Genomic DNA, 25,683 nt, shown 5'->3' with positions numbered 1-25,683 from the left:
GGGCTGCAAAGCAGCCCCGACATCTCTCAGGCGTCTACAGCCTCGGCACACTGCGCCTCCCGCTGCATCGACTCCAGGTTACGCTCGATCGTCTCGCAGATGGTATCCATCTGGATCTGATGCTCGCTGAACCTGAACGGGCTCTGCAAGTCCGTGCCGATCCGCTCGATGGCCAGCAACATGAACCCTACCACCGTCGACGCCAGCGGCGTGAACCAGCCCAGCGACTCCACCAGCCCCACCGGCACGATCAGGCAGAACAGGGTGATGAACAGCCGTGGGAAATACACATAGGGGTAGGGCAATGGCGTATTGGCAATCCGCTCCATGCCGCCCTGGGCGTTAGACAGATCTACCAGCGTCGACTCCAGCCGCGCCAGACGAATGCTGTCCAGCCGCCCGGCCTGGTATTCCCGCGCCAGCAAGGCTGCCGAGCCGCCGAGAATGTCATTGGCGAAATTGTTCGAGCGGTTGCGCCGTTCGAACTCCGCCGGAGGGATGAAGGCCATCAGCTCCTCCGGGCAGCTTTCGCCTTTCAAGTGCGCCGCCAGGCAGTTCACATAGGCGATATGCCGGCGCAGCAGGGTGGCCTTGACCGGGTTCAGGCCGTCATCCGGGTCATCGATCAGCGTCAGCGTCTGCCGTGCGAAGCTGCGCGAACTGTTCACCAGCGCGCCCCACAGGGTGCGAGCCTCCCACCAGCGGTTGTAGGCGCTGCTGTTGCGAAAACTTACCAGCACCACCAGGGCTGAGCCCAGCAGGGTCAGCGGGATCAGTGGCAGGGTGAACTTGCTGTTCAAGAACAGCATGAAATCGATGGTGACCAGCACATCCCAGATCAGCAGCCAGAACAGCGACCAACCGATATAGCCGATGGTCTTCACCACCAGGCGGTACTTGCGGGCGATGACGTCTTTCACGCGGGGGTACCTCGAAACGCGGGGGATGCAGGATGGGACGCCGAGGCTCGTCGAAGGTTCGAGGGTTGAATGTTGCAAGGGATTTTGTAGCTGAAACGAAGGGAAAACTCCGACCAGCCTATCAGATGTGCCTGAATTCCTGATTCAGCTCAAAAACGACAGAGTGGGTCGCTTCAATCCTTGAATGGGTGTATCCATAAGGATACGATTGGGTGACCACTTGATGTTTCTCGTTGAACAGACGGAAAGCTTTGCCGCTTGGCTATCGAGCTTGAGAGATTTGAGGGCCAGGCTGGCGATAGGTCGTAGGCTGGAGCGAGCAGCGGCGGGCAATCTTGGTGACTTCAAGTGGCTTGGAGGCGGTATTGGTGAGCTTCGCATCGACGTAGCTGCCGGTTATCGCATCTATTTCACGCAAAAGGGGCAGAGGTTGGTTTTACTGCTGGTCGGCGGCGACAAGTCCACCCAGGCCGCCGACATCCTCAAAGCCAGAAAGCTGCTGAAGGAGATGAAATGAGCGAAAAATTGATCCCGTTTGATATGGCAGCCTTGTTGAGCAGCGATGAGGCAATCAGTGAATACCTTAGCCAGGTGCTATCAGATGGCGATACCGAGGAAATCATTCGAGCACTTGGCCATATCGCTCGTGCACGGGGCATGACACATATTGCTACGGAGAGTGGGCTGGGTAGAGAAAGCCTGTACAAGGCGCTGAGCCCTGGCGCGAAGCCTCGTTTTGACACTGTATTGAGGGTCATTCGTGCTCTGGGGGTGGACCTTCTCGTTCAGCCACATGCAATGACCCGCTGATCCAGCTCGGTTAAGTCAATATTTGCTTCATCTGCACCAACGCCACCCGCGTGCCATCCCACGCCTGCCGCTCCTCGATGCCGAACGGCATGAAACCCAGTTGTGGATAAAGCAGCAAGCCTGCGGTGTTGTGATTGAAGCATGACACCCAGACCTCCCGGGCGCTGTACTGCTGGCGGGCGAGGTCGATCATTGCCGTTACCAGATAACGCGCTACACCAAGGCCGCGGGCGCTGGGGGCCACCACTACGTTGCCCAGGGCACATAGGCCGCCATGTTCGGCTTTGTAGAAATTGGCGAAGGCCAGGACAGCGCCGTTACCTTCCACTACCGTGGAGCCGCTGCGTTGGGCTATGGCGTCGCTCAGCTGGTTGGGGGTGAGGGGGTAGGTGGCTTTGGGGAACATGTAGAACAGTTCGTCCGGGCTCTGCGGGAAGCTGCAGATAACGGGGATGTCTTCTGGCCGGATGGGGCGGTGGGTCAGGTGCATGGCAGGTCCTTCTCGCGTTGGCTGGCAGGGCCTCTTCGCGGGTAAACCCGCTCCCACAGGTACTGCACAAGGCTCAAATCCTGTGCAGGCCCTGTAGGAGCGGGTTTACCCGCGAAGAGGCCATCAGCCTCACATCATAGGCCGCTTTTCATCCAACACCGCGCCCCGATTCACGGCTTGGCGGCCACCGCCACGTAGCCTTTGACCGCAGCCGGTGCCTGGGGCTTGGCCTTGTGAGCCAGCAGGTACTGATAGCGTCGCCATTCCTTGTCGATTTCGCTGAACGACATGAACACGCTGATACGGTCCTTGCCGACCAGGTCCGGGCGCTTGCCCGCATCGATCTCGTTGGTGGGAATGATGGCCACGTTGATGCCCACCACCTTGCCGTCATCGGCAAACACCGGCCCACCCGACATGCCTTTGGTGATCGGGCCGTCATGCACCGAGTAGAAAACACTGCCAGGCGTACCTTCAAGCCGTACCAGCGACGACAGGGCATGGCCCTTGCCCTGCATCGGCATCATGAAACTGTTGAAGCCCACCGCCGTCACGGCTTCCCCTGGCACGTACTGGCGCCAGTGCGGCACGCTGCTGGCTTTGTGCTTGAAGAACACTACGTCACCGAGGCCCTCGTGGACCACGTTGCGCAGGAAGGGGGTGTGTTTGGCGGTCACAGCGTAATCCTCGTTCCACTGGATGGCGCTGGCCATCAGCAACATCGGCAGAGGGGCACCAGAAGTGACCACGAAAGCCTGACTGTAGACGGGATCTGAAACGTACGACGTTGGCACTCCATTGCACCCACTGAGCAGCATCATTGCCGCCATGCAGGGCGCGATTGTTTTCATGTGTCACACAGGGCGTGGAAAAATGGGAACGCAACTATGGCTAAGTGCCATTACTCTAGCAATACTTTCGGCATATATCCGACGAATGACAGCTTAAGTGTTAGTCATGACGGCGGCCAATAGAATGCAGGTATGGCTACAGGTCCCAGAGCCATTGGGGCGGCGTCAAAGTGAAGGGATTTTTTTTCGGGCGAATCTGAGGGGTGTGAACTGCATTGAGCTGCATTGGGCGACCACACTGACAAGCTACCTTTTTCAGGGCGACCTGTTCATAGTTGCCAGTCGACTTACCCTGAAAGGAATCAGAACATTGTTTAAGCTAAATCCCCTGGTGCCGGAGCTGATTGTTTCTGATCTACCTCGCAGCCTGGCATTTTACTGCGGCGTACTCGGCTTCAAGATTGAATACGACCGGCCAGAAGAGCATTTTGCCTTCCTGTCTTTTGGTGGCAGCCAGCTGATGCTGGAGCAGGACTGGCAGAGTGAGTCACCCTGGCGGGTCGGCCCGCTGGAGCCGCCTTATGGTCGAGGCATCAACCTGTCGATCGAATGCGCTGATGCACTGGCCTTGGTCGCGTCGCTGGGGGTTGCGGGGCATAGCATCAGAAAGCCGATTGAAGAGTGTTGGTACCGCCAGGGCGGCATGCTGGTCGGCCAGCGCAATTTCCTGGTGCAGGATCCGGACGGCTACTTGCTTCGGTTTGCTGAAGATCTCGGCGTGAAGAGCGCCTGAGCCACGGGCGGACACACGAAAAATTGACCCCAGGTTGCGCTCGATGGTCTCGCAACGGGTTTCCATCTGGATCTGGTGCTCACTGAACCTGAACAGGCTCTGCTAATCCGTGCCGATCCGCTCCATGCCTCCCTGTGCATTGGACAGATCTACCACCGTCGGATGCTGATGCCTTTGTCCACACTGAATATGTGGCAATGAAGTGTTGCCACATAACGCTATGCACCCACACAGTTACTGAATCCGCAGCGCTTATTGCCCCCGCGCACTTTCGGAACTAAGCCAGCATCTTCGCCCGAACTAACTTCCCTCTTTCGAGTGTTGAGTGTCGCCATATCAACTATTTATGTCACTTGCGCGATAGTTTCAAAATAGCTGAACTAAGTATTTGCCCACAGCGCTTTTTCCCGAAGCGGGTCATCAACAAAATAGCCGCCCTTCAATTTTAAACATCAGCCTGACGCGGTGGCCGAAAGTTGACCGCGGCGGCTGGCGGCCGGGTAGGTGGCTCGCCGCCTGAGCTGATGAACCCACACCGATTACCAGGAAAGGAAAGTGTCATGGGAATGACGAGGCGTAAATTTTTGATCGGCGGCGGCGTCGTGGCTATTGCAGGTGGCGCAGGCATTCTGACCCCCTTGCTGACCCGCGAAGGCAGGTTGATCCCCGGCAAACCGCGGTTTGGTTTTGTAGAAGGTAGCGAAGGTGCGCTTCCCAAACAGGCAGACGTCGTCGTTGTTGGCGCTGGTATTCTGGGGCTCATGACCGCAATCAATCTTGTCGAGCGTGGCCTCTCGGTAGTCGTCGTTGAAAAAGGTGATATTGCCGGCGAGCAGTCATGCAGGTTCTATGGTCAGGTCATGACCTACAAGATGCCTGATGCGACGTTCCAGTTGCACCATCTTGCCAAACAACGGTGGCGCGAGATGAATGCCAAAGTGGGTGCAGATACCAGCTATCGCACACAGGGCCGGGTCGAAGTTCCTTTCGATGAAGAAGACCTGGAAAACGTCAGAAAGTGGATCGATGTCAAAAGCCGGGAAGTAGCAGCGGACAACCCCTTCAAGACTCGGATCATTCAGGGGAATGAACTCGAACAGCGGCTGCGCGGTGCATCCTCGAGCTGGAAAATTGCAGGTTTCGAGGAAGACTCCGGTAGCCTGGACGCTGAGCGCGCATCGTTTGTCATGGCGGAGTACGCCAAGAAAATGGGTGTGCGCATCTACACCCACTGCGCCGCAAGGGGCCTGGAAACCCAGGCGGGCGTCATCTCCGATGTGGTGACCGAGAAGGGCGCCATCAGGACTTCTCGCGTGGTCGTGGCAGGCGGCGCCTGGTCCAGGCTGTTCATGCAGAACCTGGGCGTCGATGTGCCTACCTTGCCGGCCTACCAGTCCCAGCAAATCATCAGCGCGGCACCCCGTGCACCGGGGGGCAACGTTGCATTGCCAGGGAATATCTACTTCCGCGAGCAGGCCGACGGTACATACGCCACCTCGCCGCGCGTCGTCGTTGCCCCGGTGGTCAAAGAATCGTTCATGTATGGTTATAAATACCTGCCATTGCTGGCCATCCCCGACTTCCCGGTGCACATATCACTCAACAAGCAACTGATCGATTCGTTCACTCAGCCCACCCAGTGGAGGCTGGACGAGGTTTCGCCCTTCGAGAAAAACAGGCTGATGACGGCGGCCCCGGATATTCCAGAGCTGGATGCATCTCTGGAAAAGCTCAAAGTCGAGTTCCCTGCCTTCAAAGATGCGAAGTTGATCGATCAGTGGAGCGGTGCCATGGCCATCGCCCCGGATGAGAACCCGATCATTTCGCAGGTCAACGAGTACCCGGGCCTGGTTATCAACACCGCGACCGGTTGGGGTATGACGGAAAGCCCGGTGTCGTCCGAGCTGACGGCAGACCTGCTGCTTGGAAAGGCGCCGGTGCTGGATCCGAAACCCTTCAGTTTGTATCGATTCTAAGTACGCATACCGCAATGGAATGACCCGTACACGCATAAACGGTGCGTGTACATTCTTGTGTAACCATCAGGAGAGAAATATGAAATGCGCTTTCAAGACCGTTGCAGCATTGGCGTTGGGAATAGCCGGTGGCAGCGTTCATGCACAAGATATCGTGCGCCATGGCGCAGGTAGTTTCCCTATCTCGTCGGCTGTAGAGATTCCTGCCGGGAAGTCAGTCGTCTATCTGAGCGGTTCCGTTCCGTCGGTGATCCATCCCGATGCGCCCAAGGATTCGCTGGAAGCCTACGGTGATACCAAGGCACAAACCATCAATGTGCTTGAAAGCATCCAGCAGCAGCTGAAAACACTGGGTCTTGGCCTGACTGACGTGGTGAAGATGCAGGTATTCCTGGTGGGTGGCCCGGAGAACGGCGGCAAGATGGATTTCGAAGGTTTCATGGCTGGCTACACCCAGTTCTTTGGGCCAGCCGCCAAGCAGCCGGTGCTACCTGCGCGCTCGGCGTTCCAGATTGCAGGCCTGGCGCACCCTGCCTGGCGGGTTGAGATCGAAGTGACAGCGGTTCGTCCCTGAGAGGACCTTGGCCCAGCCCGACAAAATCGTCGGGCACAAAAAAACCGACCGTAAGGTCGGTTTTTTCCGGATTTGGTGCCCCGAGGGAGACTCGAACTCCCACTCCTTTCGAAAACGGATTTTGAATCCGCCGCGTCTACCAATTCCGCCATCAGGGCGTGGCGCGCAGTATAAAGAGGTGCCGCTGGTCGGTCAATCGGCTTTCATGGTCAATTTTCACACATTGGGCTAAACTTCCCGGCCCTGCCGAACCGAACATCATCATGCGCGTCGCCGATTTTTCCTTCGAACTCCCTGATTCCCTGATCGCCCGCCACCCGTTGGCCGAGCGCCATGGCAGCCGTCTGCTGGTGCTCGATGGGCCTACCGGCGCGCTGGCGCACCGGCAATTCCCCGACTTGCTCGACTATCTGCGCCCCGGCGACTTGATGGTGTTCAACAACACCCGGGTGATCCCGGCGCGGTTGTTCGGCCAGAAAGCCTCCGGCGGCAAGCTGGAGGTACTGGTCGAGCGCGTACTCGACAGCCACCGGGTGCTGGCCCATGTGCGCGCCAGCAAGGCGCCCAAGGTAGGCGCGGTCATCCTCATCGATGGCGGTGGCGAGGCCGAAATGGTCGCGCGCCATGACACGCTGTTCGAGCTTCGCTTCACCGAAGAGGTGCTGCCGTTGCTCGACCGTGTCGGCCATATGCCGTTGCCGCCCTATATCGACCGCCCGGACGAGGGCGCCGACCGTGAGCGCTACCAGACCGTGTACGCCCAGCGCGCCGGCGCGGTTGCCGCGCCTACTGCAGGCCTGCACTTCGACGAGGCGCTGCTGGAAAAGATCGCCGACAAGGGCGTCGAGCGCGCCTTCGTCACCCTGCATGTGGGCGCCGGCACCTTCCAGCCGGTGCGGGTCGACAAGATCGAAGACCACCACATGCATAAAGAGTGGCTCGAAGTGGGCCAGGATGTGGTCGATGCCATCGAGGCCTGCCGGGCCCGTGGTGGTCGGGTGATCGCGGTTGGCACCACCAGTGTGCGTTCGCTGGAAAGCGCCGCGCGTGATGGCGTGCTCAAGGCCTTCAGTGGCGATACCGACATCTTCATCTACCCGGGCCGGCCATTCCATGTGGTCGATGCCCTGGTCACCAACTTCCATCTGCCGGAGTCCACGCTGCTGATGCTGGTCTCGGCTTTCGCCGGCTACCCCGAGACCATGGCTGCCTACGCAGCGGCGGTCGAGCACGGGTACCGCTTCTTCAGTTACGGTGATGCCATGTTCATCACCCGCAATCCGGCGCCACGCGGGCCCGAGGATCAAGCATGAGTCGCACCTGTCGAATGTCCTTCGAACTGCTGGCCACCGACGGCAAGGCCCGTCGGGGTCGCATCACCTTCCCACGCGGCACCGTGGAAACCCCGGCATTCATGCCGGTAGGGACCTATGGCACGGTCAAGGGCATGCTGCCACGCGACATCGAGGCCATCGGCGCCGAGATGATCCTCGGCAACACCTTCCACCTGTGGCTGCGTCCGGGCACCGAGGTGATCAAGAAGCACAACGGCCTGCACGATTTCATGCAGTGGAAAGGCCCGATCCTCACCGACTCTGGTGGTTTCCAGGTATTCAGCCTGGGTGCCATGCGCAAGATCAAGGAAGAGGGCGTGACCTTCGCTTCGCCGGTCGATGGTTCCAAGGTGTTCATGGGCCCGGAAGAGTCGATGCAGGTTCAGCGTGACCTGGGCTCGGACGTGGTAATGATCTTCGACGAGTGCACCCCGTACCCGGCCGAGCACGATGTGGCACGCACTTCCATGGAGCTGTCGCTGCGCTGGGCCCAGCGCTCGAAGAACGCCCATGCCGACAACACCGCAGCGCTGTTCGGCATTGTCCAGGGCGGCATGTACCAGGACCTGCGCATGCGCTCGCTGGAAGGCCTGGAAAACATCGGTTTCGACGGCCTGGCCATTGGCGGCCTGTCGGTGGGCGAGCCCAAGCACGAAATGATCAAGGTGCTGGATTATCTGCCGGACCAGATGCCTGCTGACAAACCTCGTTACCTTATGGGGGTAGGCAAACCGGAAGATCTCGTTGAGGGTGTGCGCCGCGGCGTCGACATGTTCGACTGCGTGATGCCGACGCGTAACGCGCGCAACGGTCATCTGTTCGTTGATACAGGGGTGATCAAGATCCGCAATGCGTTCCATCGTCACGATGAATCGCCGCTGGATCCGACCTGTGACTGCTATACCTGCACCAACTTCTCGCGCGCCTATCTCCATCATCTGGACAAATGCGGCGAAATGCTGAGCAGCATGCTGAATACCATCCACAACTTGCGCCATTATCAGCGCTTGATGGCCGGTTTACGCGAGGCTATTCAACAGGGTAAATTGGCCGCCTTTGTCGACGCCTTCTACGCCAAGCGCGGGCTTCCTGTACCGCCCTTGGACTGACTGTCCGCATCCATTATTAGAAAATTACATTAGGAGTGCCCAATGAGCTTCTTCATCCCCGCCGCATACGCGGACGCTGCAGCACCTGCCGCTGGCCCAGCCGGTACCGGCTTCGAGTGGATTTTCCTGGTCGGTTTCCTGGTCATCTTCTACCTGATGATCTGGCGCCCGCAGGCCAAGCGCGCGAAAGAGCAGAAGAACCTGCTGAGCAACTTGCAGAAAGGTGACGAAGTTGTCACCAACGGCGGCATCGCCGGCAAGATCGTCAAGGTTTCCGATGACTTCGTGGTGCTGGAAGTGTCCGACACTGTCGAGCTGAAGTTCCAGAAGGGTGCCATTGCTGCGACCCTGCCAAAAGGTACGCTCAAGGCTATCTGAGTTACCGGTTTTATTTTCCAGTCGGGGCGCGCAACGCGCCCCGCGTCTTGAACGGGCGGCGTGATGCTGAACAAATATCCTCTGTGGAAATATGCACTGATCGTGCTGGTACTGGTGGTCGGTTTCATTTATTCCGCTCCCAACCTCTACCCGGATGACCCGGCGGTACAGATCAGCGGTGCCAGCTCGGCGCTGCAGGTGAATCAGGCCGACCTTGATCGCGTCAGCAAGGCGCTGGTCGATGCCAAGATCGCTGTCAAGGGCGCAAGCCTGGGTGAAAAGGGCAGCGGGCTGATCCGCCTGACCAATCAGGAAGACCAGCTGCCAGCCAAGGATGTAGTGCGCAAGGCACTGGGCGATGATTACGTCGTGGCCCTGAACCTGGCCCAGACTACCCCGCAATGGCTGCGCAACCTGGGCGCAAGCCCGATGAAACTGGGCCTGGACCTGTCTGGTGGTGTGCACTTCCTGCTGGAAGTGGACATGGACAAGGCCATGACTGCCCGCATGAAAGTCTACGAAGGCGAGGTCAAGACCTTGCTGCGCAAAGAGCGCGTCCGCTACCGCAGCCTGCCTCAGCAGGATGGCGGCATCATGCTGGGCTTCGCTGACGATGCCACTCGCGAACAGGCACGTGCCCTGATCCGCAAGAATTTCAATGATTTCGACCTGACCACCACCGACCGCAACGAGCTTGCGGTGCTGCGTCTGGCGCTGACCCAGGCGAAAGTCGCCGAGATCCGCGAATACTCGATCAAGCAGAACCTCACCACCGTGCGCAATCGCGTGAACGAGCTGGGTGTGGCAGAGCCTCTGGTACAGCGCCAGGGCGCCAACCGTATCGTGGTCGAGCTGCCAGGCGTGCAGGACACTGCCGAAGCCAAGCGTATCCTTGGTAAAACGGCCAACCTGGAGTTCCGCTTCGGTGCCGAACCGGGTGCATCCAAGGCCACTACCGAGGTGTTCGAGTTCCGTGAGGGCGGCCGCTCCGCCGCAGTCGAGCGGGGCCTGATCATCACGGGTGACCAGGTTACCGACGCCCAGGCCAGCTTCGATGAGCATGGCCGCCCGCAGGTGAACATTCGCCTGGATGGCCACGGTGGCGAGCTGATGAGCCGTGCTACCCGTAGCAACGTCGGCCGTAGCATGGCGGTGATCTTCATCGAGCAGAAGCCGGTTACCCGCTACGTCAAGCAAACCGTCGGCGGCGTCGAGAAGGACGTTGCCGTACAAAGCTTCGTCGAAGAGAAAAAAATCATCAGCCTGGCGACCATCCAGTCGCCGCTTGGCAGCCAGTTCCGCATCACCGGTCTGAACGGCCAGGGCGAATCGTCCGAGCTGGCCCTGCTGCTGCGTGCCGGTGGTCTGGCTGCGCCGATGTACTTCGCTGAAGAACGTACCATTGGCCCAAGCCTGGGTGCTGACAACATCACCAAGGGTATCGATGCGTCGCTGTGGGGCATGCTGTTCGTCTCGCTGTTCATCATCGCCATCTACCGCGGCTTCGGCGTGATCGCCACCATCGCCCTGGCGGGCAACATGGTCCTGCTGCTGGCGTTGATGTCGCTGCTGGGCGCTACCCTGACGCTGCCGGGTATTGCCGGTATCGTGCTGACCATGGGTATGGCGGTGGACGCCAACGTGCTGATCTTCTCGCGTATCCGCGAGGAGCTGAAAGCCGGCATGTCGGTGCAGCGTGCCATCCACGAAGGCTTCAATCGTGCGTACACCGCGATCATCGACGCCAACCTGACCAGCCTGCTGGTCGGCGGTATCCTGTTCGCCATGGGTACCGGCCCGGTCAAAGGCTTTGCGGTTACCATGTCCCTCGGGATTTTCACCTCGATGTTCACCGCCGTCATGGTGACCCGCGCAATGGTCAACCTGACCTGCGGCGGGCGTGACATCAAGAAGCTGTGGGTTTGAGGGAGCTGCGATGAAAACCATCAACTTCATGGGCGTGCGCAATGTCGCGTTCGCCATTACCGTGCTCCTCACCGTGCTGGCGCTGTTCAGCTGGTGGCAGAAGGGCCTTAACTTCGGCCTGGACTTCACCGGTGGTACGCTGATCGAGCTGACTTACGAGCGCCCGGCCGACCTCAAGGCAGTGCGTGCCGAGTTGGTCGACTCCGGTTTCCACGAGGCGGTAGTGCAGAGCTTTGGCGCTACCACTGACTTGCTGGTGCGTATGCCAGGCGATGACCCGCAGCTGGGCAACAAGGTCGCTGCTGCGCTGCAAAAGGCCGGGGGTGACAACCCGGCCACGGTCAAGCGTGTCGAGTTCGTCGGCCCGCAGGTCGGTGAAGAGCTGCGCGACCAGGGTGGCATGGGCATGCTCTTGGCCCTGGGCGGTATCCTCATCTACCTGGCCTTCCGTTTTCAGTGGAAGTTCGCCGTGGGGGCGATCGTTTCGCTGATCCACGACGTGGTGGTGACCCTGGGTATCCTGTCGTTCTTCCAGATCACCTTCGATCTGACGGTGTTGGCAGCGGTGCTGGCGATCATCGGCTACTCGCTGAACGACACCATCGTCGTGTTCGACCGGGTACGTGAAAACTTCCGCGTCATGCGCAAGGCATCGCTGATCGAAAACATCAACGTTTCCACCACCCAGACCTTGCTGCGCACCATCGCCACTTCGGTTTCGACCTTGCTGGCCATTGCTGCGCTGCTGTTCTTCGGGGGTGACAACCTGTTCGGTTTCTCGCTCGCCCTGTTCATTGGTGTCATGGCCGGTACCTACTCGTCGATCTATATCGCCAACGTGGTGCTGATCTGGCTGAACCTGAACAGCGAAGACCTGATCCCGCCGACCAAGGCCGAGGGTGTGGATGATCGTCCGTAAGGGCTAGTCCATCACCGCCTGGCGGTGTAAAAGGCGCGAGTATTGAACTCGCGCCTTTTTTTTTGCTCCAAGGCTGGGAGAAGCGCGGGTTGATGCCCGCTGGTACGATCAGGAGGTCCACGTGAACAAATCAATGCTGGTGGGTGCGGTACTGGGTGCTGTCGGTGTGACTGCCGGAGGTGCTGTCGCGACCTACAGCTTGGTCAACAAGGGGCCTGAGTATGCCCAGGTCACCGACGTGCAGCCGATCAAGCAACAGGTGAAAACCCCGCGCGAAGTGTGCAAGGACGTTACCGTTACGCGCCAGGCGCCGGTCAAGGACCAGCATCAGATCGCCGGCACCGTCGTGGGTGCGCTGGCCGGTGGCTTGCTGGGTAACCAGATCGGTGGTGGCACCGGCAAGAAGATTGCCACGGTGGCCGGTGCGGTCGGTGGTGGTTATGCCGGTAACAAGGTGCAGGAAGGCATGCAGGAGCGTGATACCTACACAACCACGCAAACTCGCTGCAACACGGTCAACGACATCAGCGAGAAGGTGGTGGGCTACAACGTGACCTATTCCATCGGTGATCAGGTAGGCAAGGTGAAGATGGATCGCGAGCCGGGATCGACCATTCCGCTGGACAAGAATGGCAAGTTGATCCTGAGCGAAGCGGGTCAGTAATTTGCGTGGCCTGTGCCGGCCTCTTCGCGGGTAAGCCCGCTCCTACATGGAACGCATTGTCCCTGTAGGAGCGGGTTTACCCGCGAAGAGGCCGGCACAGGCCGCGCAAAACCACCAGGCACAAAAAAAGCACCTCGAGAGGTGCTTTTTGTTTGCCAGCAATCTGCGCTTAGCGCTTCATGCTTTCTGGCAGGTGCGGCTGGATGGCAGTCAGTACTGCCTTGAAGCACTTGATGTTGCCTGCAACGATGTGGCCTTTGTCGAGGAAGTCGTGGCCACCGTTGAAGTCACTCACCAAGCCACCGGCTTCCTGGATCAGCAGTACGCCAGCTGCCATGTCCCATTCGGACAGGCCCGACTCCCAGAAGGCGTCGAAGCGGCCAGCAGCCACATAGGCCAGGTCCAGGCTGGCGGAGCCGGCGCGGCGGATGCCGGCGGTCTGGCCGGTCAAGGCGCGGAACATGCCCAGGTAGTTGTCCATGTCCGCCATCTGGCCATCACGGAACGGGAAGCCGGTGCCCAGCAGGGCGCCTTCCAGGCTTGTGCGCGAGCTGACGCGCAGGCGGCGGCCATTGAGTTGGGCGCCACGGCCACGGCTGGCGGTGAATTCTTCCTGGCGAACCGGGTCGACGATCACGGCGTGCTCAAGGCGGCCGCGGTATTTGCAGGCGATGCTGACGGCGAAGTGCGGGATACCGCGCAGGAAGTTGGTGGTGCCGTCCAGCGGATCGATGATCCACAGGTAATCTTTGCCTTCTTCGCCGCTACCCGCGTGCAGGCCGGTTTCCTCGCCCTGGATGGAGTGGTTCGGGTAGGCCTTGCGCAGTGCGTTGACGATGCTCTGCTCGGCGGCGCGATCGACTTCGGAAACGTAGTCCTTGGCCTCTTTCTCATCGACCTTGATGCTATCCAGGCGTTCGATGGAGCGGAAAATCAGTTCACTGGCGCTGCGAGCGGCGCGCAGGGCGATATTCAGCATAGGCTGCATGGGCGGGTCACCTGGAGATGTTAAAGAAGAAAGCCGATCATTCTAGCAGAAAACTTTGGCGGCAGAAGTGTCACATTTGCTTTCATGGCGTTACGTCTGTCGGTTCTGTAAGATCGAAGGCCCTGATTCCTGCATCTGTGAGCACAACACCTTGCTGCAAAATATTCGTGTTGTTCTGGTCAATACCAGCCACCCCGGCAACATCGGCGGCGCTGCACGTGCCATGAAAAACATGGGCTTGTCGCGTCTGGTGCTGGTGCAGCCGAAAGAATTCCCCGCCGTGGATGCCAGTGCCCGTGCTTCGGGCGCCGACGATGTGCTGGATAATGCCCAGGTGGTCGACAGCCTCGAACAGGCGCTGGTCGGCTGCAACCTGGTGATGGGCACCAGCGCCCGCGAGCGCAGCATTCCCTGGCCGTTGATCGGCCCGCGTGAATGCGGTGCCAAGGCGGTGGAGCATGCCAATGGCGGCGAGGAAATCGCCCTGGTGTTCGGGCGCGAGCACGCCGGCCTGACCAACGAAGAACTGCAGCGATGTCACTTCCACGTGCACATTCCCTCCAACCCCGACTTCAGCTCGCTGAACCTGGCTGCTGCCGTGCAGGTGCTCTCCTACGAGGTGCGCATGGCCTGGCTGGCTGCCGGTGAAGCACCGGGCAAAGTCGAGAAGGTTGACGCCGCTGAGCTGGCGACCATGGATGAAATGGAGCTGTTCTACGACCACCTGGAGAAAACCCTGGTGGGCATCGGCTTCCTCGACCCCGAAAAGCCCAAGCACCTGATGCCGCGCTTGCGCCGGCTGTATGGGCGGGTGGCGGTCGAGCGTTCGGAAATGAGCATTTTGCGCGGCATCCTCACCGAGACCCAGAAAGTGGTCCGGGGCGAACCGCATAAACGGAAGGACTGACAGATGTTCGAACGCCTGCGTGAAGATATTCAAAGCGTATTCCACCGTGACCCGGCTGCACGCAATGCCTTCGAGGTGCTCACCTGCTACCCCGGCATGCATGCCATCTGGCTGCACCGCCTGGGCAATGCCCTGTGGAGGCGTGATTTCAAATGGCTGGCCCGGCTGGTATCGAACTTCGGTCGCTGGCTGACCGGTATCGAAATCCACCCTGGCGCCACCATTGGCCGGCGCTTTTTCATCGATCATGGTATGGGCATCGTCATTGGCGAAACCGCCGAGATCGGCGATGACGTCACCCTGTACCAGGGGGTGACGCTCGGTGGCACCAGCTGGAACAAGGGCAAGCGCCACCCCACCTTGGAGAACGGCGTGGTGGTAGGGGCGGGTGCCAAGGTGCTGGGGCCTTTCACCGTCGGCGCCGGCGCCAAGATTGGTTCTAATGCGGTGGTCACCAAGGCAGTGCCGGCCGGGGCTACCGCGGTAGGCATTCCGGGGCGGATCATCGTCAAGAGCGAGGACACCGAAGTCGAAGCCAAGCGTAAGGCAATGGCCGAGAAGATCGGCTTCGACGCCTATGGTGTCAGTGGCGACATGCCCGACCCGGTGGCGCGGGCCATCGGCCAGATGCTCGATCACCTGCAGGCCGTCGACGAACGGTTGGAGGGTATGTGTGGCGCGCTGACCAAGATGGGCAGTGACTATTGTGCCAAGGAACTGCCGGCCTTGCCGGAGGACGACTTCAGCGAGGCTGCCCAGGTGGCCCAGCGCGACACTCAGCCGCATTGATCGCGCCGCACTGAAGTCATGGTGGCATGCGGGGCGTGTGCTCACGCCCCTCGTCTGCTACAATCGCGCCCGCCTCCCTGATGTAATCCCGACTAAAGCAGTAGGTCTAATAGTTGACTTAAATGCTCGGGAATCGCATACTCGCACACATCCTGAAACTCCCGTGGTACCCAATAGCCATGCGACTGACTACCAAAGGCCGATACGCCGTGACCGCCATGCTCGACCTGGCGTTGCACGCGAAGCATGGGCCGGTGTCTTTGGCCGATATTTCCGAGCGCCAGGGCATTTCCCTCTCTTATCTGGAGCAGCTGTTCGCCAAGCTGCGCCGCAGCAGCCTGGTTTCCAGTGTGCGCGGTCCAGGCGGTGGCTACCAGCTGTCGCGGGGCATGGAAACCATCCAGGTGGCCCAGGTTATCGACGCGGTCAACGAATCGGTCGACGCCACCCGTTGCCAGGGGCTCGGTGACTGCCATGCCGGTGATACCTGCCTGACCCACCACCTGTGGTGCGACCTCAGCCAGCAGATCCATGAATTCCTCAGCGGCATCAGCCTGGCCGACCTCGTCAAGCGCCGTGATGTGCAGGAAGTCGCCCAGCGCCAGGACCTGCGCCGTGTCGCAGGACGAACCGCCCAGCTGGACAAGATTGAGACGTCTGCCGTCGATTGACCCCCTGGGACGACGAGCGACGCCACCGCCTGATAGGAGAGACAAATGAAGTTGCCGATCTACCTTGATTACTCCGCGACCACTCCGGTCGACCCACGCGTGGCCCAGAAGATGGCCGACTGCCTGCTGGTCGACGGGAACTTCGGTAACCCGGCCTCGCGCTCCCACGTCTTTGGCTGGAAGGCCGAGGAAGCGGTGGAGAACGGTCGTCGCCAGGTTGCCGAGCTGATCAACGCCGATCCGCGCGAAATCGTCTGGACCAGCGGTGCCACCGAGTCCGACAACCTCGCGCTCAAAGGTGTCGCGCACTTCTATCAGACCAAGGGCAAGCACATCATTACCTCCAAGATCGAGCACAAGGCGGTCCTGGATACCGCTCGCCAGCTGGAGCGCGAAGGTTTTGAAGTCACTTACCTGGAACCAGGCGAAGACGGCATCGTCACCCCGGCCATGGTAGAAGCGGTGCTGCGCGACGACACCATCCTGGTCTCGCTGATGCATGTGAACAACGAAGTCGGCTCGATCAACGACATTGCCGCCATCGGTGAACTGACCCGTTCGCGCGGCGTACTGTTCCATGTCGACGCCGCCCAGTCGGCTGGCAAGGTCGAAATCGACCTGCAAAAGCTGAAAGTCGACCTGATGTCGTTCTCGGCGCACAAGGTCTACGGCCCGAAAGGCATCGGCGCGCTGTACGTCAGCCGCAAGCCGCGTGTACGTCTTGAAGCCATCATTCACGGCGGCGGTCATGAGCGCGGCATGCGTTCGGGCACCCTGCCGACCCACCAGATCGTCGGCATGGGCGAAGCCTTCGCCATTGCCAAGCAGGAAATGGTTGCAGAAAACGCACGCATCAAGGCCCTGAGCGACCGCTTCTTCAAGCAGGTCTCGAACCTTGAAGAGCTGTACGTCAATGGCAGCCAGACTGCGCGTGTACCGCACAACCTGAACCTGAGCTTCAACTACGTCGAAGGCGAATCGCTGCTGATGTCGCTGAAAGACATCGCCGTATCGTCCGGTTCGGCCTGTACCTCCGCGTCGCTCGAGCCGTCCTACGTACTGCGTGCTCTGGGCCGCAACGACGAGCTGGCGCACAGCTCGATCCGCTTCTCCTTCGGCCGTTTCACCACCGAAGAAGAAGTCGACTACGCCGCGCAGAAAGTCTGCGAGGCCGTCAATAAACTGCGTGAGCTGTCGCCGCTGTGGGATATGTACAAAGACGGCGTTGACATCTCCAAGATCGAGTGGGCCGCCCACTAAGCAGTCGCCGGCAAGAGCGGCTCCCTGATGAGGAAGGAATTGCACCATGGCATACAGTGAAAAGGTCATCGACCACTACGAAAACCCGCGCAACGTCGGCAAGATGAATGCCGAAGACCCGGATGTCGGCACCGGCATGGTCGGCGCCCCGGCCTGCGGTGACGTGATGCGTCTGCAGATCAAGGTCAACGAGCAGGGCGTTATCGAAGACGCCAAGTTCAAGACCTACGGCTGCGGTTCGGCCATCGCGTCCAGCTCCCTCGCCACCGAGTGGATGAAGGGCAAGACCCTGGACGAGGCCGAAACCATCAAGAATACCCAACTGGCCGAAGAGCTGGCGTTGCCGCCGGTCAAGATCCACTGCTCGGTACTCGCCGAAGATGCCATCAAGGCAGCCGTACGCGACTACAAGCAGAAGAAAGGCTTGATCTAAGTCGCCTGTTGCAAGGTAAGGAGTTCTGATGGCTATCAGCATGACAGAAGCCGCCGCAAACCACATTCGCCGCTCCCTCGACGGGCGCGGCAAAGGTGAGGGCATTCGCCTGGGCGTGCGCACCACCGGTTGCTCGGGTCTGGCCTACGTGCTGGAATTCGTCGACGAACTGGCGGACGAAGACCAGGTGTTCGAAAACCATGGCGTCAAGGTGATCATCGATCCCAAGAGCCTGGTCTACCTCGATGGCACCGAACTGGATTTCGTCAAGGAAGGGTTGAACGAAGGCTTCAAGTTCAACAACCCCAACGTGCGCGGTGAGTGTGGCTGCGGCGAAAGCTTCAACGTTTGAGGCTGGCTGTGGGTACTCCTTGTCATTACGCATTGTTTGACCTCCAGCCAAGCTTCCGTCTGGATCTCGACAAGCTGGCCACTCGCTATCGCGAGCTGGCCCGCGAAGTCCATCCTGATCGCTTTGCCGACGCCTCCGAGCGTGAGCAGCGTATAGCGCTGGAAAAATCCGCGGCCCTCAACGACGCTTACCAGACGCTGCGCAGTGCGCCGCGTCGCGCGCGCTACCTGCTGGCCATCAGCGGCCACGAAGTGCCCCAGGAGGTTACGGTCCACGACCCTGACTTCCTGCTGCAGCAGATGCAGTGGCGTGAAGAGCTCGAAGAACTGCAGGATGAAGCCGACCTTGACGGTGTCGGCGTGTTCAAGAAGCGCCTGAAGGCCGCCCAGGACACGCTGAATGAGGACTTTGCCGGCTGCTGGGATGCCCCGGGCGAGCGCGACAAGGCTGAACGCCTGATGCGCCGCATGCAGTTCCTCGACAAGCTCGCCCAAGAAGTGCGCCAACTGGAAGAGCGCCTCGACGATTAACCCCGGTGCTGCCCGTGATGGCACCTAAGGTATTCAGATAAGCATGGCCCTACTGCAGATTGCCGAACCCGGTCAAAGCCCTCAGCCGCACCAGCGCCGCCTGGCGGTTGGAATCGACCTGGGTACCACCAACTCAATGGTCGCTGCACTGCGCAGCGGCCGTAGCGAGCCCCTGCCCGACGCGCAGGGTAACGTCATTCTGCCGTCCGCGGTGCGCTACCTCGAAGGGCGCAACGAAGTGGGGCAGGCCGCGCGTGATGCTGCCTCCAGCGACCCGTTGAACACCGTGCTGTCGGTCAAGCGCCTGATGGGGCGCGGCCTGGCCGACGTCAAGCAGCTGGGCGAGCAACTGCCATACCGCTTTGTGGGTGGTGAGTCGCACATGCCGTTCATCGACACCGTGCAGGGGCCGAAAAGCCCTGTGGAAGTGTCTGCCGACATCCTGAAGGTGTTGCGCGAACGGGCCGAAGCCACCTTGGGTGGCGAGCTGGTAGGTGCGGTGATCACCGTGCCGGCCTATTTCGATGACGCCCAGCGTCAGGCTACCAAAGACGCAGCGCGTCTGGCCGGCCTGAACGTGCTGCGCCTGCTCAACGAACCGACTGCGGCCGCCGTAGCCTACGGCCTGGACCAGAACGCCGAAGGCGTTGTAGCCATCTATGATCTGGGCGGCGGTACTTTCGATATTTCCATCCTGCGCCTGACCGCTGGCGTATTCGAAGTGCTGGCCACCGGCGGTGATACCGCCTTGGGTGGTGACGACTTCGACCATGCTATTGCCGGCTGGATCATCGAGCAGGCTGGCCTGTCGTCCGATCTGGACCCGGCTACCCAGCGCGCGCTGCTGCAAACCGCCTGCGCCGCCAAGGAAGCCCTGACCGACGCTGATGTGGTCAACGTCAGTCACGGTGCCTGGCACGGTGAGCTGACCCGCAGCGCCTTCGAAGCCATGATCGAACCACTGGTTGCCCGCAGCCTGAAGGCTTGCCGCCGCGCCGTGCGCGACAGTGGCGTTGAGCTGGAAGAAGTCAGCGCCGTGGTCATGGTCGGTGGTTCGACCCGCGTGCCGCGTGTACGTGAGGCCGTGGGCGCGCTGTTCGGGCGCACCCCGCTGACCTCGATCGACCCAGACCAGGTGGTGGCCATTGGTGCCGCCATCCAGGCCGACACCCTGGCCGGCAACCGCCGCGAAGGTGGCGAGCTGCTGCTGCTCGATGTCATCCCGCTGTCGCTTGGTCTTGAAACCATGGGCGGGCTGATGGAGAAGGTGATCCCGCGTAACACCACCATTCCGGTGGCCCGAGCTCAGGAGTTCACCACGTACAAAGATGGCCAGTCGGCCATGATGATCCACGTACTGCAGGGCGAGCGCGAGCTGATCAGTGACTGCCGTTCGCTGGCCCGCTTCGAGCTGCGCGGCATCCCAGCCATGGTTGCCGGTGCTGCAAAAATCCGCGTCACCTTCCAGGTGGATGCCGATGGCCTGCTCAGCGTCGCTGCCCGCGAGCTGGGTTCGGGCGTGGAAGCCAGCATTCAGGTCAAGCCGTCCTACGGCCTGACCGACGGCGAAATCGCCCGCATGCTCAAGGACTCCTTCGAACACGCCGGTTCCGACAAGCACGCCCGCCAGCTGCGAGAGCATCAGGTAGATGGCGAGCGGCTGCTCGAGGCGGTACAGGGCGCCCTGGACGCCGACGGCGATCGCCTGCTCAGCAGTGATGAGCGCGACGCCATCGAATTCCAGATGCAAGAACTACGTGATTTGCTGGCCGGCACCGATGGCGCAGCCATCGAGCAACAGACCAAGCGTCTGTCGCAGGTGACCGATGCATTTGCCGCCCGTCGCCTTGATTCGACGGTCAAAGCCGCACTGGCCGGGCGCAACCTGAATGAGATCGAGGAGTAATCGATGCCGCTGGTGACATTCCTGCCGCATGAGAAGTTCTGCCCCGAGGGGCTGACCGTGGAGGTCAAGCCCGGGACCAACATCCTGGAACTGGCCCACGACCATCACATCGAGATGGAAAGCGCCTGCGGCGGCGTCAAGGCCTGTACCACTTGCCACTGCATCGTGCGCAAGGGCTTCGATTCGCTCGAAGAGGCTGACGAGCTGGAAGAAGACATGCTGGACAAAGCCTGGGGCCTGGAAGCGCAATCGCGCCTGGGTTGCCAGGTTTTCGTCGCTGACGAAGACCTGACCATCGAGATCCCCAAGTATTCGCTCAACCATGCTGCCGAAGCACCGCACTGAGGGCCTGTACATGAGTCTGAAATGGGTTGATGTACTTGAGATCGCAATCCAGCTTGCAGAAAGCAAGCCTGAGGTCGATCCTCGTTATGTGAATTTCGTGGACCTGCACAGCTGGGTGCTGGCATTGCCAGAGTTCAGCGACGATCCGTCACGCGGCGGTGAGAAAGTGCTCGAGGCAATCCAGGCCGCCTGGATCGACGAAGCCGACTAAGCGTCACTTGCAGGTTAGGCAATCCCCCGGAACCCGCGTATAATTCGCGGGTTTAATTTTTCGTAACACTCATATTCTGGAGTTTTCCATGGCTGTTCAACGTACTTTCTCCATCATCAAGCCTGACGCTGTTGCCAAAAACGTCATCGGCAAGATCACCACTCGCTTCGAAGAAGCCGGCCTGAAAATCGTTGCCTCGAAAATGAAGCAACTGTCCAAAGCCGAAGCCGAAGGCTTCTACGCTGAGCACAGCGAGCGCGGCTTCTTCGGTGACCTGGTTGCCTTCATGACTTCCGGTCCGGTCGTTGTCCAGGTTCTGGAAGGCGAGAACGCCATCGCCAAGAACCGTGAGCTGATGGGTGCTACCAACCCTAAAGAAGCTGCTGCCGGCACCATCCGCGCTGACTTCGCCGAGTCGATCGACGCCAACGCCGTTCACGGTTCGGACTCCGAAGCTGCTGCTGCTCGCGAAATCGCTTACTTCTTCGCTGCTACCGAGGTAACCACTCGCTAAGCGAAAGCTTACGGGTGAGGGTGAATCCATGACGACATCTACTGGCAAAATCAACCTGTTGGGTCTGACCCAGCCGGAAATGGAACAATTCTTCGACTCTATTGGGGAGAAGCGCTTCCGTGCCGGCCAGGTGATGAAATGGATTCACCATTTTGGCGTGTCCGACTTTGCGGCCATGACCAACGTAGGCAAGGTCTTGCGCGAAAAGCTCGAGGCCGTTGCCGAAATACGCCCACCGGAAGTGGTCAGTGAAGACATTTCCGCCGACGGCACCCGTAAATGGGTGATCCGCGTTGCCTCCGGCAGCTGCGTCGAGACCGTCTATATTCCAACCGACGACCGCGGCACCCTGTGCGTATCGTCGCAAGCCGGCTGTGCCCTGGACTGCAGCTTCTGCTCCACCGGCAAGCAAGGCTTCAACAGCAACCTCACTGCCGCCGAAGTGATCGGCCAGGTGTGGCTTGCCAACAAATCCTTCGGGACCGTTCCTGCCAAAGTCGACCGCGCGATTACCAACGTGGTCATGATGGGCATGGGCGAGCCCTTGCTGAACTTCGACAACGTCATTGCCGCCATGAAAATCATGATGGATGACCTTGGCTATGGCATTTCCAAGCGCCGTGTCACCTTGTCCACCTCGGGCGTGGTGCCGATGATCGACGAACTCGCCAAGCACATCGACGTGTCGCTGGCCCTGTCGCTGCATGCGCCGAACGACGAACTGCGCAACAAGCTGGTACCGATCAACAAGAAGTACCCGCTGAAGATGCTGCTGGAATCGTGCATGGGCTACATGTCCACCTTGGGCGGCAAGCGCGTGCTCACCGTCGAGTACACCCTGCTCAAGGACGTCAACGACCAGCCCGAGCATGCCGCGCAGATGATCGAACTGTTGCGCGATGTACCCTGCAAGATCAACCTGATCCCGTTCAACCCGTTCCCGCATTCGGGTTACGAGCGACCGAGCAACAACGCCATTCGTCGCTTCCAGGACCTGCTGCACCACGGTGGCTTCAACGTCACCACCCGTACCACGCGCGGCGACGACATCGACGCTGCCTGTGGCCAGCTGGTCGGCCAGGTCAATGACCGTACTCGCCGCAGTGAGCGCTACATCGCTGTTCGCCAGCTTTCTGCGGACGTCGAACTGCCAGACAGCGCCGCCAGCCACTGACAGGTACCTTGCCCATGAGCCTGCGTGCCGCGCTGTCGATCCTTGCGCTTTCGCTGCTGGCCGGCTGCGTGTCGGGCGGCGCGAGCGACCCCTTGGCCAGCCGCCAGGGCAGGGTGGAGGCAGGGCGGGCTTATGTGCAGCTTGGCTTGGGTTATTTGCAACAAGGTTTGACCGAACAGGCCAAGGCGCCGCTGGGAAAGGCCCTGGCGCTGGATGACCAGGATGTCGACGCGCACGCCGCCCTGGCGGTAGTGTTTCAAGCCCAAGGCGAGCCGGCGTTGGCCGAAGCACATTTTCGCAAGGCCTTGCAGATAAGCCGCGGTGACACGCGAATTCGCAACAATTACGGCAGTTTCCTTTATGCTCAGGGGCGATTTGCCGAGGCCAAGCAGATGTTTCGCCTGGCCAGTGCCGATACCCTGTATCCTGAGCGCTCACGCGTGTACGAGAATCTGGGCCTGACCGCCCTGAAGCTCGAACGCCGCGATCAGGCGCACACGTATCTGTTGAAAGCGTTACAACTCAACCAGCGGCAACCAAAAGCGTTGCTGGAAATGGCTGAGTTGTCCTACGAAAACAGGCATTATGTGCCGGCCCGGGACTACTACGATCGTTTCAGCCAGTTGAGCGACCACGACGCCCGTAGCCTGCTGCTGGGCAGCCGCCTTGCCAGGGTGTTCGACGAGCAGGGCACACTGGCCGAATTGGGCCAGCAATTACAACGACTTTATCCCGGTACGCCGGAATATCAGCAATACCTGTCGGAGCAACGATGAACGCCGCGCATCCCGAAGTAGCAGTAGCGCCTGGCCAGAACCCCGGTGAGCTTTTGCGCCTGGCCCGTGAGAAACGGGACTGGTCTCAAGCCGAGGTGGCCCGCAAGCTCAACCTCACTGTCAGTTCGTTGAACCACGTGGAAACCGGCGCCTTCGACAAGCTGCCCGGGCATACTTTCGCTCGTGGCTACATTCGCGCCTACGCCAAGCTGATGGACCTCGACCAGGCCGCCCTGGTAGATGCCTTCGACCGCTACACCGGTACCCACGCCAAAGGCAGCGACGTGCATTCGCTGGGCCGTATCGAAGAGCCTGTGCGGTTGTCGCACAATATCCTGCGCGGCGTCAGCCTGCTGTTGCTGGTGGCTGTGGTCGGTGGTGGCTTTTTCTGGTGGCAAGACCAGGGTAGCCTGCGGGGCAAGGAGCTGGCGAAGATTGCCCTGGAGCACGTCGAGGTCGAAAGCGCCGACGGCACCACACAGATTCACCCGCTCGATGAGCCTGAAGACCAGGCCGTTTCCGCTGGACAGCAACCTGAAAGCGCGCCGCTGGCGCTGGAGCAGGGCGCTGCCGAGCAGCCTGCTGCCGCTGAACAGGCGCCGGTAACCTCTGAGGCAGTCATTGCCACAGCGCCTGCTCCAGCACAACAAGCGCCTGTGCAAACCGCACCTGCTGCTTCGCCTGCACCGGTTACTCCTCCGGTACAGGCCACTGCTGCGCCGGCACCAGCACCTGCACCTGCACCGGCCGTGGCGGCCGTCGAGCCTGCCGCGGTGCCAGCAGGCAGCGCCAAGGTCGCCATCCAGTTCACCGCTGATTGCTGGACCCAGGTCAGCGACGGCAACGGCAAGGTGCTGTTCAGCGCCATCAAGCGCAAGGGGGACAACCTCGAGCTGACCGGCAAGCCGCCATTCGCGGTACGCCTGGGCTTTGCCCGGGGCGCCCAGGTCAGCTACAACGGCCAGGCCGTCGATGTTGCCCCGTTCACCAGTGGCGAGACTGCTCGCCTGAAGTTGGGACAGTAAGTCATGCACGGCGAATCTCCGATCAAACGTCGCGAATCCCGCAAAATCTGGGTTGGCAATGTGCCGGTGGGTGGTGATGCGCCCATCGCGGTGCAGAGCATGACCAACACCGACACCAACGATGTCGCTGCTACCGTGGCGCAAATCCAGCGTCTGGTCGACGCCGGCGTGGACATCGTGCGGGTCTCGGTGCCGGACATGGACGCGGCCGAAGCGTTTGGCAAGATCAAGCAACGGGTCAGCGTGCCGCTGGTCGCCGACATCCATTTCGACTACAAGATCGCCCTGCGTGTTGCCGAACTGGGCGTTGATTGCCTGCGGATCAACCCGGGCAACATCGGCCGTGAAGACCGCGTGCGCGCGGTGGTCGATGCCGCCCGCGACCGCGGCATTCCGATTCGTATCGGGGTCAACGCCGGTTCGCTGGAGAAAGACCTGCAGAAGAAGTACGGCGAACCGACCCCGGCCGCGCTGGTCGAGTCGGCCCTGCGCCACGTCGAGCATCTCGACCGCCTGGATTTCCAGGACTTCAAGGTCAGCGTCAAGGCCTCGGACGTGTTCATGGCTGTCGAAGCCTACCGTCTGCTGGCCAAGCAGATCGTGCAACCGCTGCACCTGGGCATCACTGAAGCCGGTGGCCTGCGTTCGGGCACCGTGAAGTCCGCCGTCGGCCTCGGTATGCTGCTGGCCGAAGGTATTGGCGATACCATCCGCATCTCGCTGGCGGCCGACCCGGTCGAAGAAGTGAAAGTCGGCTACGACATCCTCAAGTCGCTGCATCTGCGCTCGCGTGGCATCAACTTCATCGCCTGCCCGAGCTGCTCGCGGCAGAATTTCGATGTGGTCAAGACCATGAACGAGCTGGAAGGGCGTCTGGAAGACCTGCTGGTGCCGCTGGATGTGGCGGTGATCGGTTGCGTGGTCAACGGCCCGGGTGAAGCCAAGGAAGCCCATGTAGGCCTGACCGGCGGTACGCCGAACCTAATCTACATCGACGGCAAGCCGGCGCAGAAGCTGACCAATGACAACCTGGTCGATGAGCTTGAAAAACTCATCCGCCAGAAAGCGGCCGAAAAGGCCGAGGCCGACGCGGCGTTGATCGCTCGTGGCTGACACAC

General features: G+C 60.5%; 30 protein-coding genes, 1 tRNA gene and 1 pseudogene. 26 read left to right on the top strand and 6 right to left on the bottom strand.

The window, feature by feature from the left end:
* Positions 1 to 26: 26 nt before the first annotated feature.
* Complete coding sequence (locus tag C4Q27_RS07055; protein WP_014861462.1) at positions 27 to 920, bottom strand: bestrophin family protein; 894 nt, start codon at positions 918 to 920, stop codon at positions 27 to 29.
* 223 nt (positions 921 to 1,143) lie between these two features.
* Between C4Q27_RS07055 and C4Q27_RS07050 the strand changes: the two genes are divergently transcribed.
* Positions 1,144 to 1,437, top strand: coding sequence for a type II toxin-antitoxin system RelE/ParE family toxin (locus C4Q27_RS07050; protein WP_003248568.1), 294 nt, complete (start codon positions 1,144 to 1,146; stop codon positions 1,435 to 1,437).
* Positions 1,434 to 1,730 (top strand): addiction module antidote protein, encoded by a 297-nt coding sequence (locus C4Q27_RS07045; RefSeq protein WP_003248566.1) that lies wholly within the window; start codon positions 1,434 to 1,436, stop codon positions 1,728 to 1,730. The genes C4Q27_RS07050 and C4Q27_RS07045 overlap by 4 nt, the downstream gene beginning before the upstream one ends.
* 10 nt (positions 1,731 to 1,740) lie before the next feature.
* Here the strand turns inward: C4Q27_RS07045 and C4Q27_RS07040 are convergent, their stop codons facing one another.
* Both C4Q27_RS07040 and C4Q27_RS07030 read right to left on the bottom strand, forming a co-directional pair.
* Entirely contained in the window at positions 1,741 to 2,220 is a 480-nt protein-coding gene (locus C4Q27_RS07040) for a GNAT family N-acetyltransferase (protein ID WP_003248564.1), read from the bottom strand.
* Between the two features lie 170 nt (positions 2,221 to 2,390).
* Positions 2,391 to 3,038: a trypsin-like peptidase domain-containing protein gene (locus tag C4Q27_RS07030; protein ID WP_104887851.1), complete on the bottom strand. Its 648-nt coding sequence runs from the start codon at positions 3,036 to 3,038 to the stop codon at positions 2,391 to 2,393.
* A gap of 343 nt (positions 3,039 to 3,381) precedes the next feature.
* On the opposite strand from C4Q27_RS07030, the gene C4Q27_RS07025 reads away from it, so the two are divergent.
* A complete protein-coding gene (locus tag C4Q27_RS07025) occupies positions 3,382 to 3,804 on the top strand; it encodes a VOC family protein (protein ID WP_012051239.1) in 423 nt (140 codons plus the stop codon).
* Positions 3,805 to 3,819: 15 nt separating this feature from the next.
* Here the strand turns inward: C4Q27_RS07025 and C4Q27_RS29725 are convergent.
* A pseudogene (locus tag C4Q27_RS29725) lies at positions 3,820 to 3,930 on the bottom strand (effector protein); the annotation flags it as partial.
* Between the two features lie 434 nt (positions 3,931 to 4,364).
* Between C4Q27_RS29725 and C4Q27_RS07015 the strand changes: the two are divergent.
* The gene (locus C4Q27_RS07015; RefSeq protein ID WP_041166846.1) at positions 4,365 to 5,780 is read left to right on the top strand and encodes an FAD-binding oxidoreductase; all 1,416 of its coding nucleotides are present in this window, start codon (positions 4,365 to 4,367) and stop codon (positions 5,778 to 5,780) included.
* Positions 5,781 to 5,859: 79 nt separating this feature from the next.
* Positions 5,860 to 6,354 (top strand): RidA family protein, encoded by a 495-nt coding sequence (locus tag C4Q27_RS07010; RefSeq protein WP_014755382.1) that lies wholly within the window; start codon positions 5,860 to 5,862, stop codon positions 6,352 to 6,354.
* Positions 6,355 to 6,427: 73 nt separating this feature from the next.
* Here the strand turns inward: C4Q27_RS07010 and C4Q27_RS07005 are convergent.
* Positions 6,428 to 6,512, bottom strand: a tRNA-Leu gene (locus C4Q27_RS07005).
* A 105-nt stretch (positions 6,513 to 6,617) separates the two neighbouring features.
* On the opposite strand from C4Q27_RS07005, the gene queA reads away from it, so the two are divergent.
* The 6 genes from queA to C4Q27_RS06975 all read left to right on the top strand — a co-directional run bounded on the left by queA (position 6,618) and on the right by C4Q27_RS06975 (position 12,684).
* On the top strand, positions 6,618 to 7,667 hold the full coding sequence (queA, locus tag C4Q27_RS07000; RefSeq protein ID WP_004576301.1) for a tRNA preQ1(34) S-adenosylmethionine ribosyltransferase-isomerase QueA: 1,050 nt from the start codon (positions 6,618 to 6,620) through the stop codon (positions 7,665 to 7,667).
* 14 nt (positions 7,668 to 7,681) lie between these two features.
* Entirely contained in the window at positions 7,682 to 8,797 is a 1,116-nt protein-coding gene (gene tgt / locus C4Q27_RS06995) for a tRNA guanosine(34) transglycosylase Tgt (protein ID WP_003248558.1), read from the top strand.
* 42 nt (positions 8,798 to 8,839) lie between these two features.
* Positions 8,840 to 9,175, top strand: a complete 336-nt coding sequence (gene yajC / locus C4Q27_RS06990; protein WP_003248556.1) for a preprotein translocase subunit YajC — start codon at positions 8,840 to 8,842, stop codon at positions 9,173 to 9,175.
* Positions 9,176 to 9,238: 63 nt separating this feature from the next.
* On the top strand, positions 9,239 to 11,101 hold the full coding sequence (secD, locus tag C4Q27_RS06985) for a protein translocase subunit SecD (protein WP_012051243.1): 1,863 nt from the start codon (positions 9,239 to 9,241) through the stop codon (positions 11,099 to 11,101).
* 10 nt (positions 11,102 to 11,111) lie between these two features.
* Positions 11,112 to 12,020 carry a protein translocase subunit SecF gene (gene secF / locus C4Q27_RS06980; protein WP_012051244.1) on the top strand — a complete coding sequence of 303 codons (909 nt, stop codon included), beginning with the start codon at positions 11,112 to 11,114 and terminating at the stop codon, positions 12,018 to 12,020.
* Between the two features lie 121 nt (positions 12,021 to 12,141).
* Entirely contained in the window at positions 12,142 to 12,684 is a 543-nt protein-coding gene (locus C4Q27_RS06975) for a glycine zipper 2TM domain-containing protein (protein ID WP_003248550.1), read from the top strand.
* Positions 12,685 to 12,853: 169 nt separating this feature from the next.
* Here the strand turns inward: C4Q27_RS06975 and suhB are convergent, their stop codons facing one another.
* Positions 12,854 to 13,672, bottom strand: coding sequence for an inositol-phosphate phosphatase (gene suhB / locus C4Q27_RS06965; RefSeq protein ID WP_003248548.1), 819 nt, complete (start codon positions 13,670 to 13,672; stop codon positions 12,854 to 12,856).
* A 151-nt stretch (positions 13,673 to 13,823) separates the two neighbouring features.
* Here suhB and trmJ point away from each other — a divergent pair, with 151 nt between their 5' ends.
* From trmJ to ispG, 15 genes are all read left to right on the top strand, one after another.
* Positions 13,824 to 14,579, top strand: coding sequence for a tRNA (cytosine(32)/uridine(32)-2'-O)-methyltransferase TrmJ (gene trmJ / locus C4Q27_RS06960; RefSeq protein WP_004576300.1), 756 nt, complete (start codon positions 13,824 to 13,826; stop codon positions 14,577 to 14,579).
* Between the two features lie 3 nt (positions 14,580 to 14,582).
* Complete coding sequence (gene cysE, locus C4Q27_RS06955; RefSeq protein ID WP_010952064.1) at positions 14,583 to 15,368, top strand: serine O-acetyltransferase; 786 nt, start codon at positions 14,583 to 14,585, stop codon at positions 15,366 to 15,368.
* Positions 15,369 to 15,547: 179 nt separating this feature from the next.
* A complete protein-coding gene (iscR, locus tag C4Q27_RS06950) occupies positions 15,548 to 16,039 on the top strand; it encodes a Fe-S cluster assembly transcriptional regulator IscR (RefSeq protein ID WP_003248542.1) in 492 nt (163 codons plus the stop codon).
* Between the two features lie 45 nt (positions 16,040 to 16,084).
* Entirely contained in the window at positions 16,085 to 17,299 is a 1,215-nt protein-coding gene (locus C4Q27_RS06945; protein WP_003248541.1) for an IscS subfamily cysteine desulfurase, read from the top strand.
* A gap of 46 nt (positions 17,300 to 17,345) precedes the next feature.
* Positions 17,346 to 17,732 carry a Fe-S cluster assembly scaffold IscU gene (gene iscU / locus C4Q27_RS06940; RefSeq protein WP_003248539.1) on the top strand — a complete coding sequence of 129 codons (387 nt, stop codon included), beginning with the start codon at positions 17,346 to 17,348 and terminating at the stop codon, positions 17,730 to 17,732.
* A 28-nt stretch (positions 17,733 to 17,760) separates the two neighbouring features.
* A complete protein-coding gene (gene iscA / locus C4Q27_RS06935; protein WP_003248536.1) occupies positions 17,761 to 18,084 on the top strand; it encodes an iron-sulfur cluster assembly protein IscA in 324 nt (107 codons plus the stop codon).
* A gap of 8 nt (positions 18,085 to 18,092) precedes the next feature.
* Positions 18,093 to 18,614 (top strand): co-chaperone HscB, encoded by a 522-nt coding sequence (gene hscB / locus C4Q27_RS06930; RefSeq protein WP_010952065.1) that lies wholly within the window; start codon positions 18,093 to 18,095, stop codon positions 18,612 to 18,614.
* A 43-nt stretch (positions 18,615 to 18,657) separates the two neighbouring features.
* Positions 18,658 to 20,520, top strand: coding sequence for a Fe-S protein assembly chaperone HscA (hscA, locus tag C4Q27_RS06925; protein ID WP_064492819.1), 1,863 nt, complete (start codon positions 18,658 to 18,660; stop codon positions 20,518 to 20,520).
* Positions 20,521 to 20,523: 3 nt separating this feature from the next.
* Positions 20,524 to 20,865, top strand: coding sequence for an ISC system 2Fe-2S type ferredoxin (gene fdx, locus C4Q27_RS06920; RefSeq protein WP_003248531.1), 342 nt, complete (start codon positions 20,524 to 20,526; stop codon positions 20,863 to 20,865).
* A gap of 10 nt (positions 20,866 to 20,875) precedes the next feature.
* A complete protein-coding gene (iscX, locus tag C4Q27_RS06915; protein ID WP_064492821.1) occupies positions 20,876 to 21,076 on the top strand; it encodes a Fe-S cluster assembly protein IscX in 201 nt (66 codons plus the stop codon).
* 88 nt (positions 21,077 to 21,164) lie between these two features.
* On the top strand, positions 21,165 to 21,590 hold the full coding sequence (gene ndk, locus C4Q27_RS06910) for a nucleoside-diphosphate kinase (protein WP_003248526.1): 426 nt from the start codon (positions 21,165 to 21,167) through the stop codon (positions 21,588 to 21,590).
* Positions 21,591 to 21,618: 28 nt separating this feature from the next.
* Positions 21,619 to 22,764: a 23S rRNA (adenine(2503)-C(2))-methyltransferase RlmN gene (gene rlmN / locus C4Q27_RS06905; RefSeq protein WP_003248524.1), complete on the top strand. Its 1,146-nt coding sequence runs from the start codon at positions 21,619 to 21,621 to the stop codon at positions 22,762 to 22,764.
* A 14-nt stretch (positions 22,765 to 22,778) separates the two neighbouring features.
* The gene (pilW, locus tag C4Q27_RS06900; protein ID WP_104886664.1) at positions 22,779 to 23,540 is read left to right on the top strand and encodes a type IV pilus biogenesis/stability protein PilW; all 762 of its coding nucleotides are present in this window, start codon (positions 22,779 to 22,781) and stop codon (positions 23,538 to 23,540) included.
* On the top strand, positions 23,537 to 24,565 hold the full coding sequence (locus C4Q27_RS06895) for a RodZ family helix-turn-helix domain-containing protein (protein ID WP_064492817.1): 1,029 nt from the start codon (positions 23,537 to 23,539) through the stop codon (positions 24,563 to 24,565). The genes pilW and C4Q27_RS06895 overlap by 4 nt, the downstream gene beginning before the upstream one ends.
* Positions 24,566 to 24,568: 3 nt before the next feature.
* Positions 24,569 to 25,678 (top strand): flavodoxin-dependent (E)-4-hydroxy-3-methylbut-2-enyl-diphosphate synthase, encoded by a 1,110-nt coding sequence (ispG, locus tag C4Q27_RS06890; protein WP_010952070.1) that lies wholly within the window; start codon positions 24,569 to 24,571, stop codon positions 25,676 to 25,678.
* The last annotated feature ends 5 nt before the right edge of the window (positions 25,679 to 25,683 follow it).

Origin of the sequence: Pseudomonas sp. SWI36 (genome assembly GCF_002948105.1) — a bacterium.
Taxonomy (GTDB): domain Bacteria; phylum Pseudomonadota; class Gammaproteobacteria; order Pseudomonadales; family Pseudomonadaceae; genus Aquipseudomonas; species Aquipseudomonas alloputida.
Note: the sequence above shows the minus strand (reverse complement) of the source record. Positions and strands in the feature narration are given on the sequence as shown.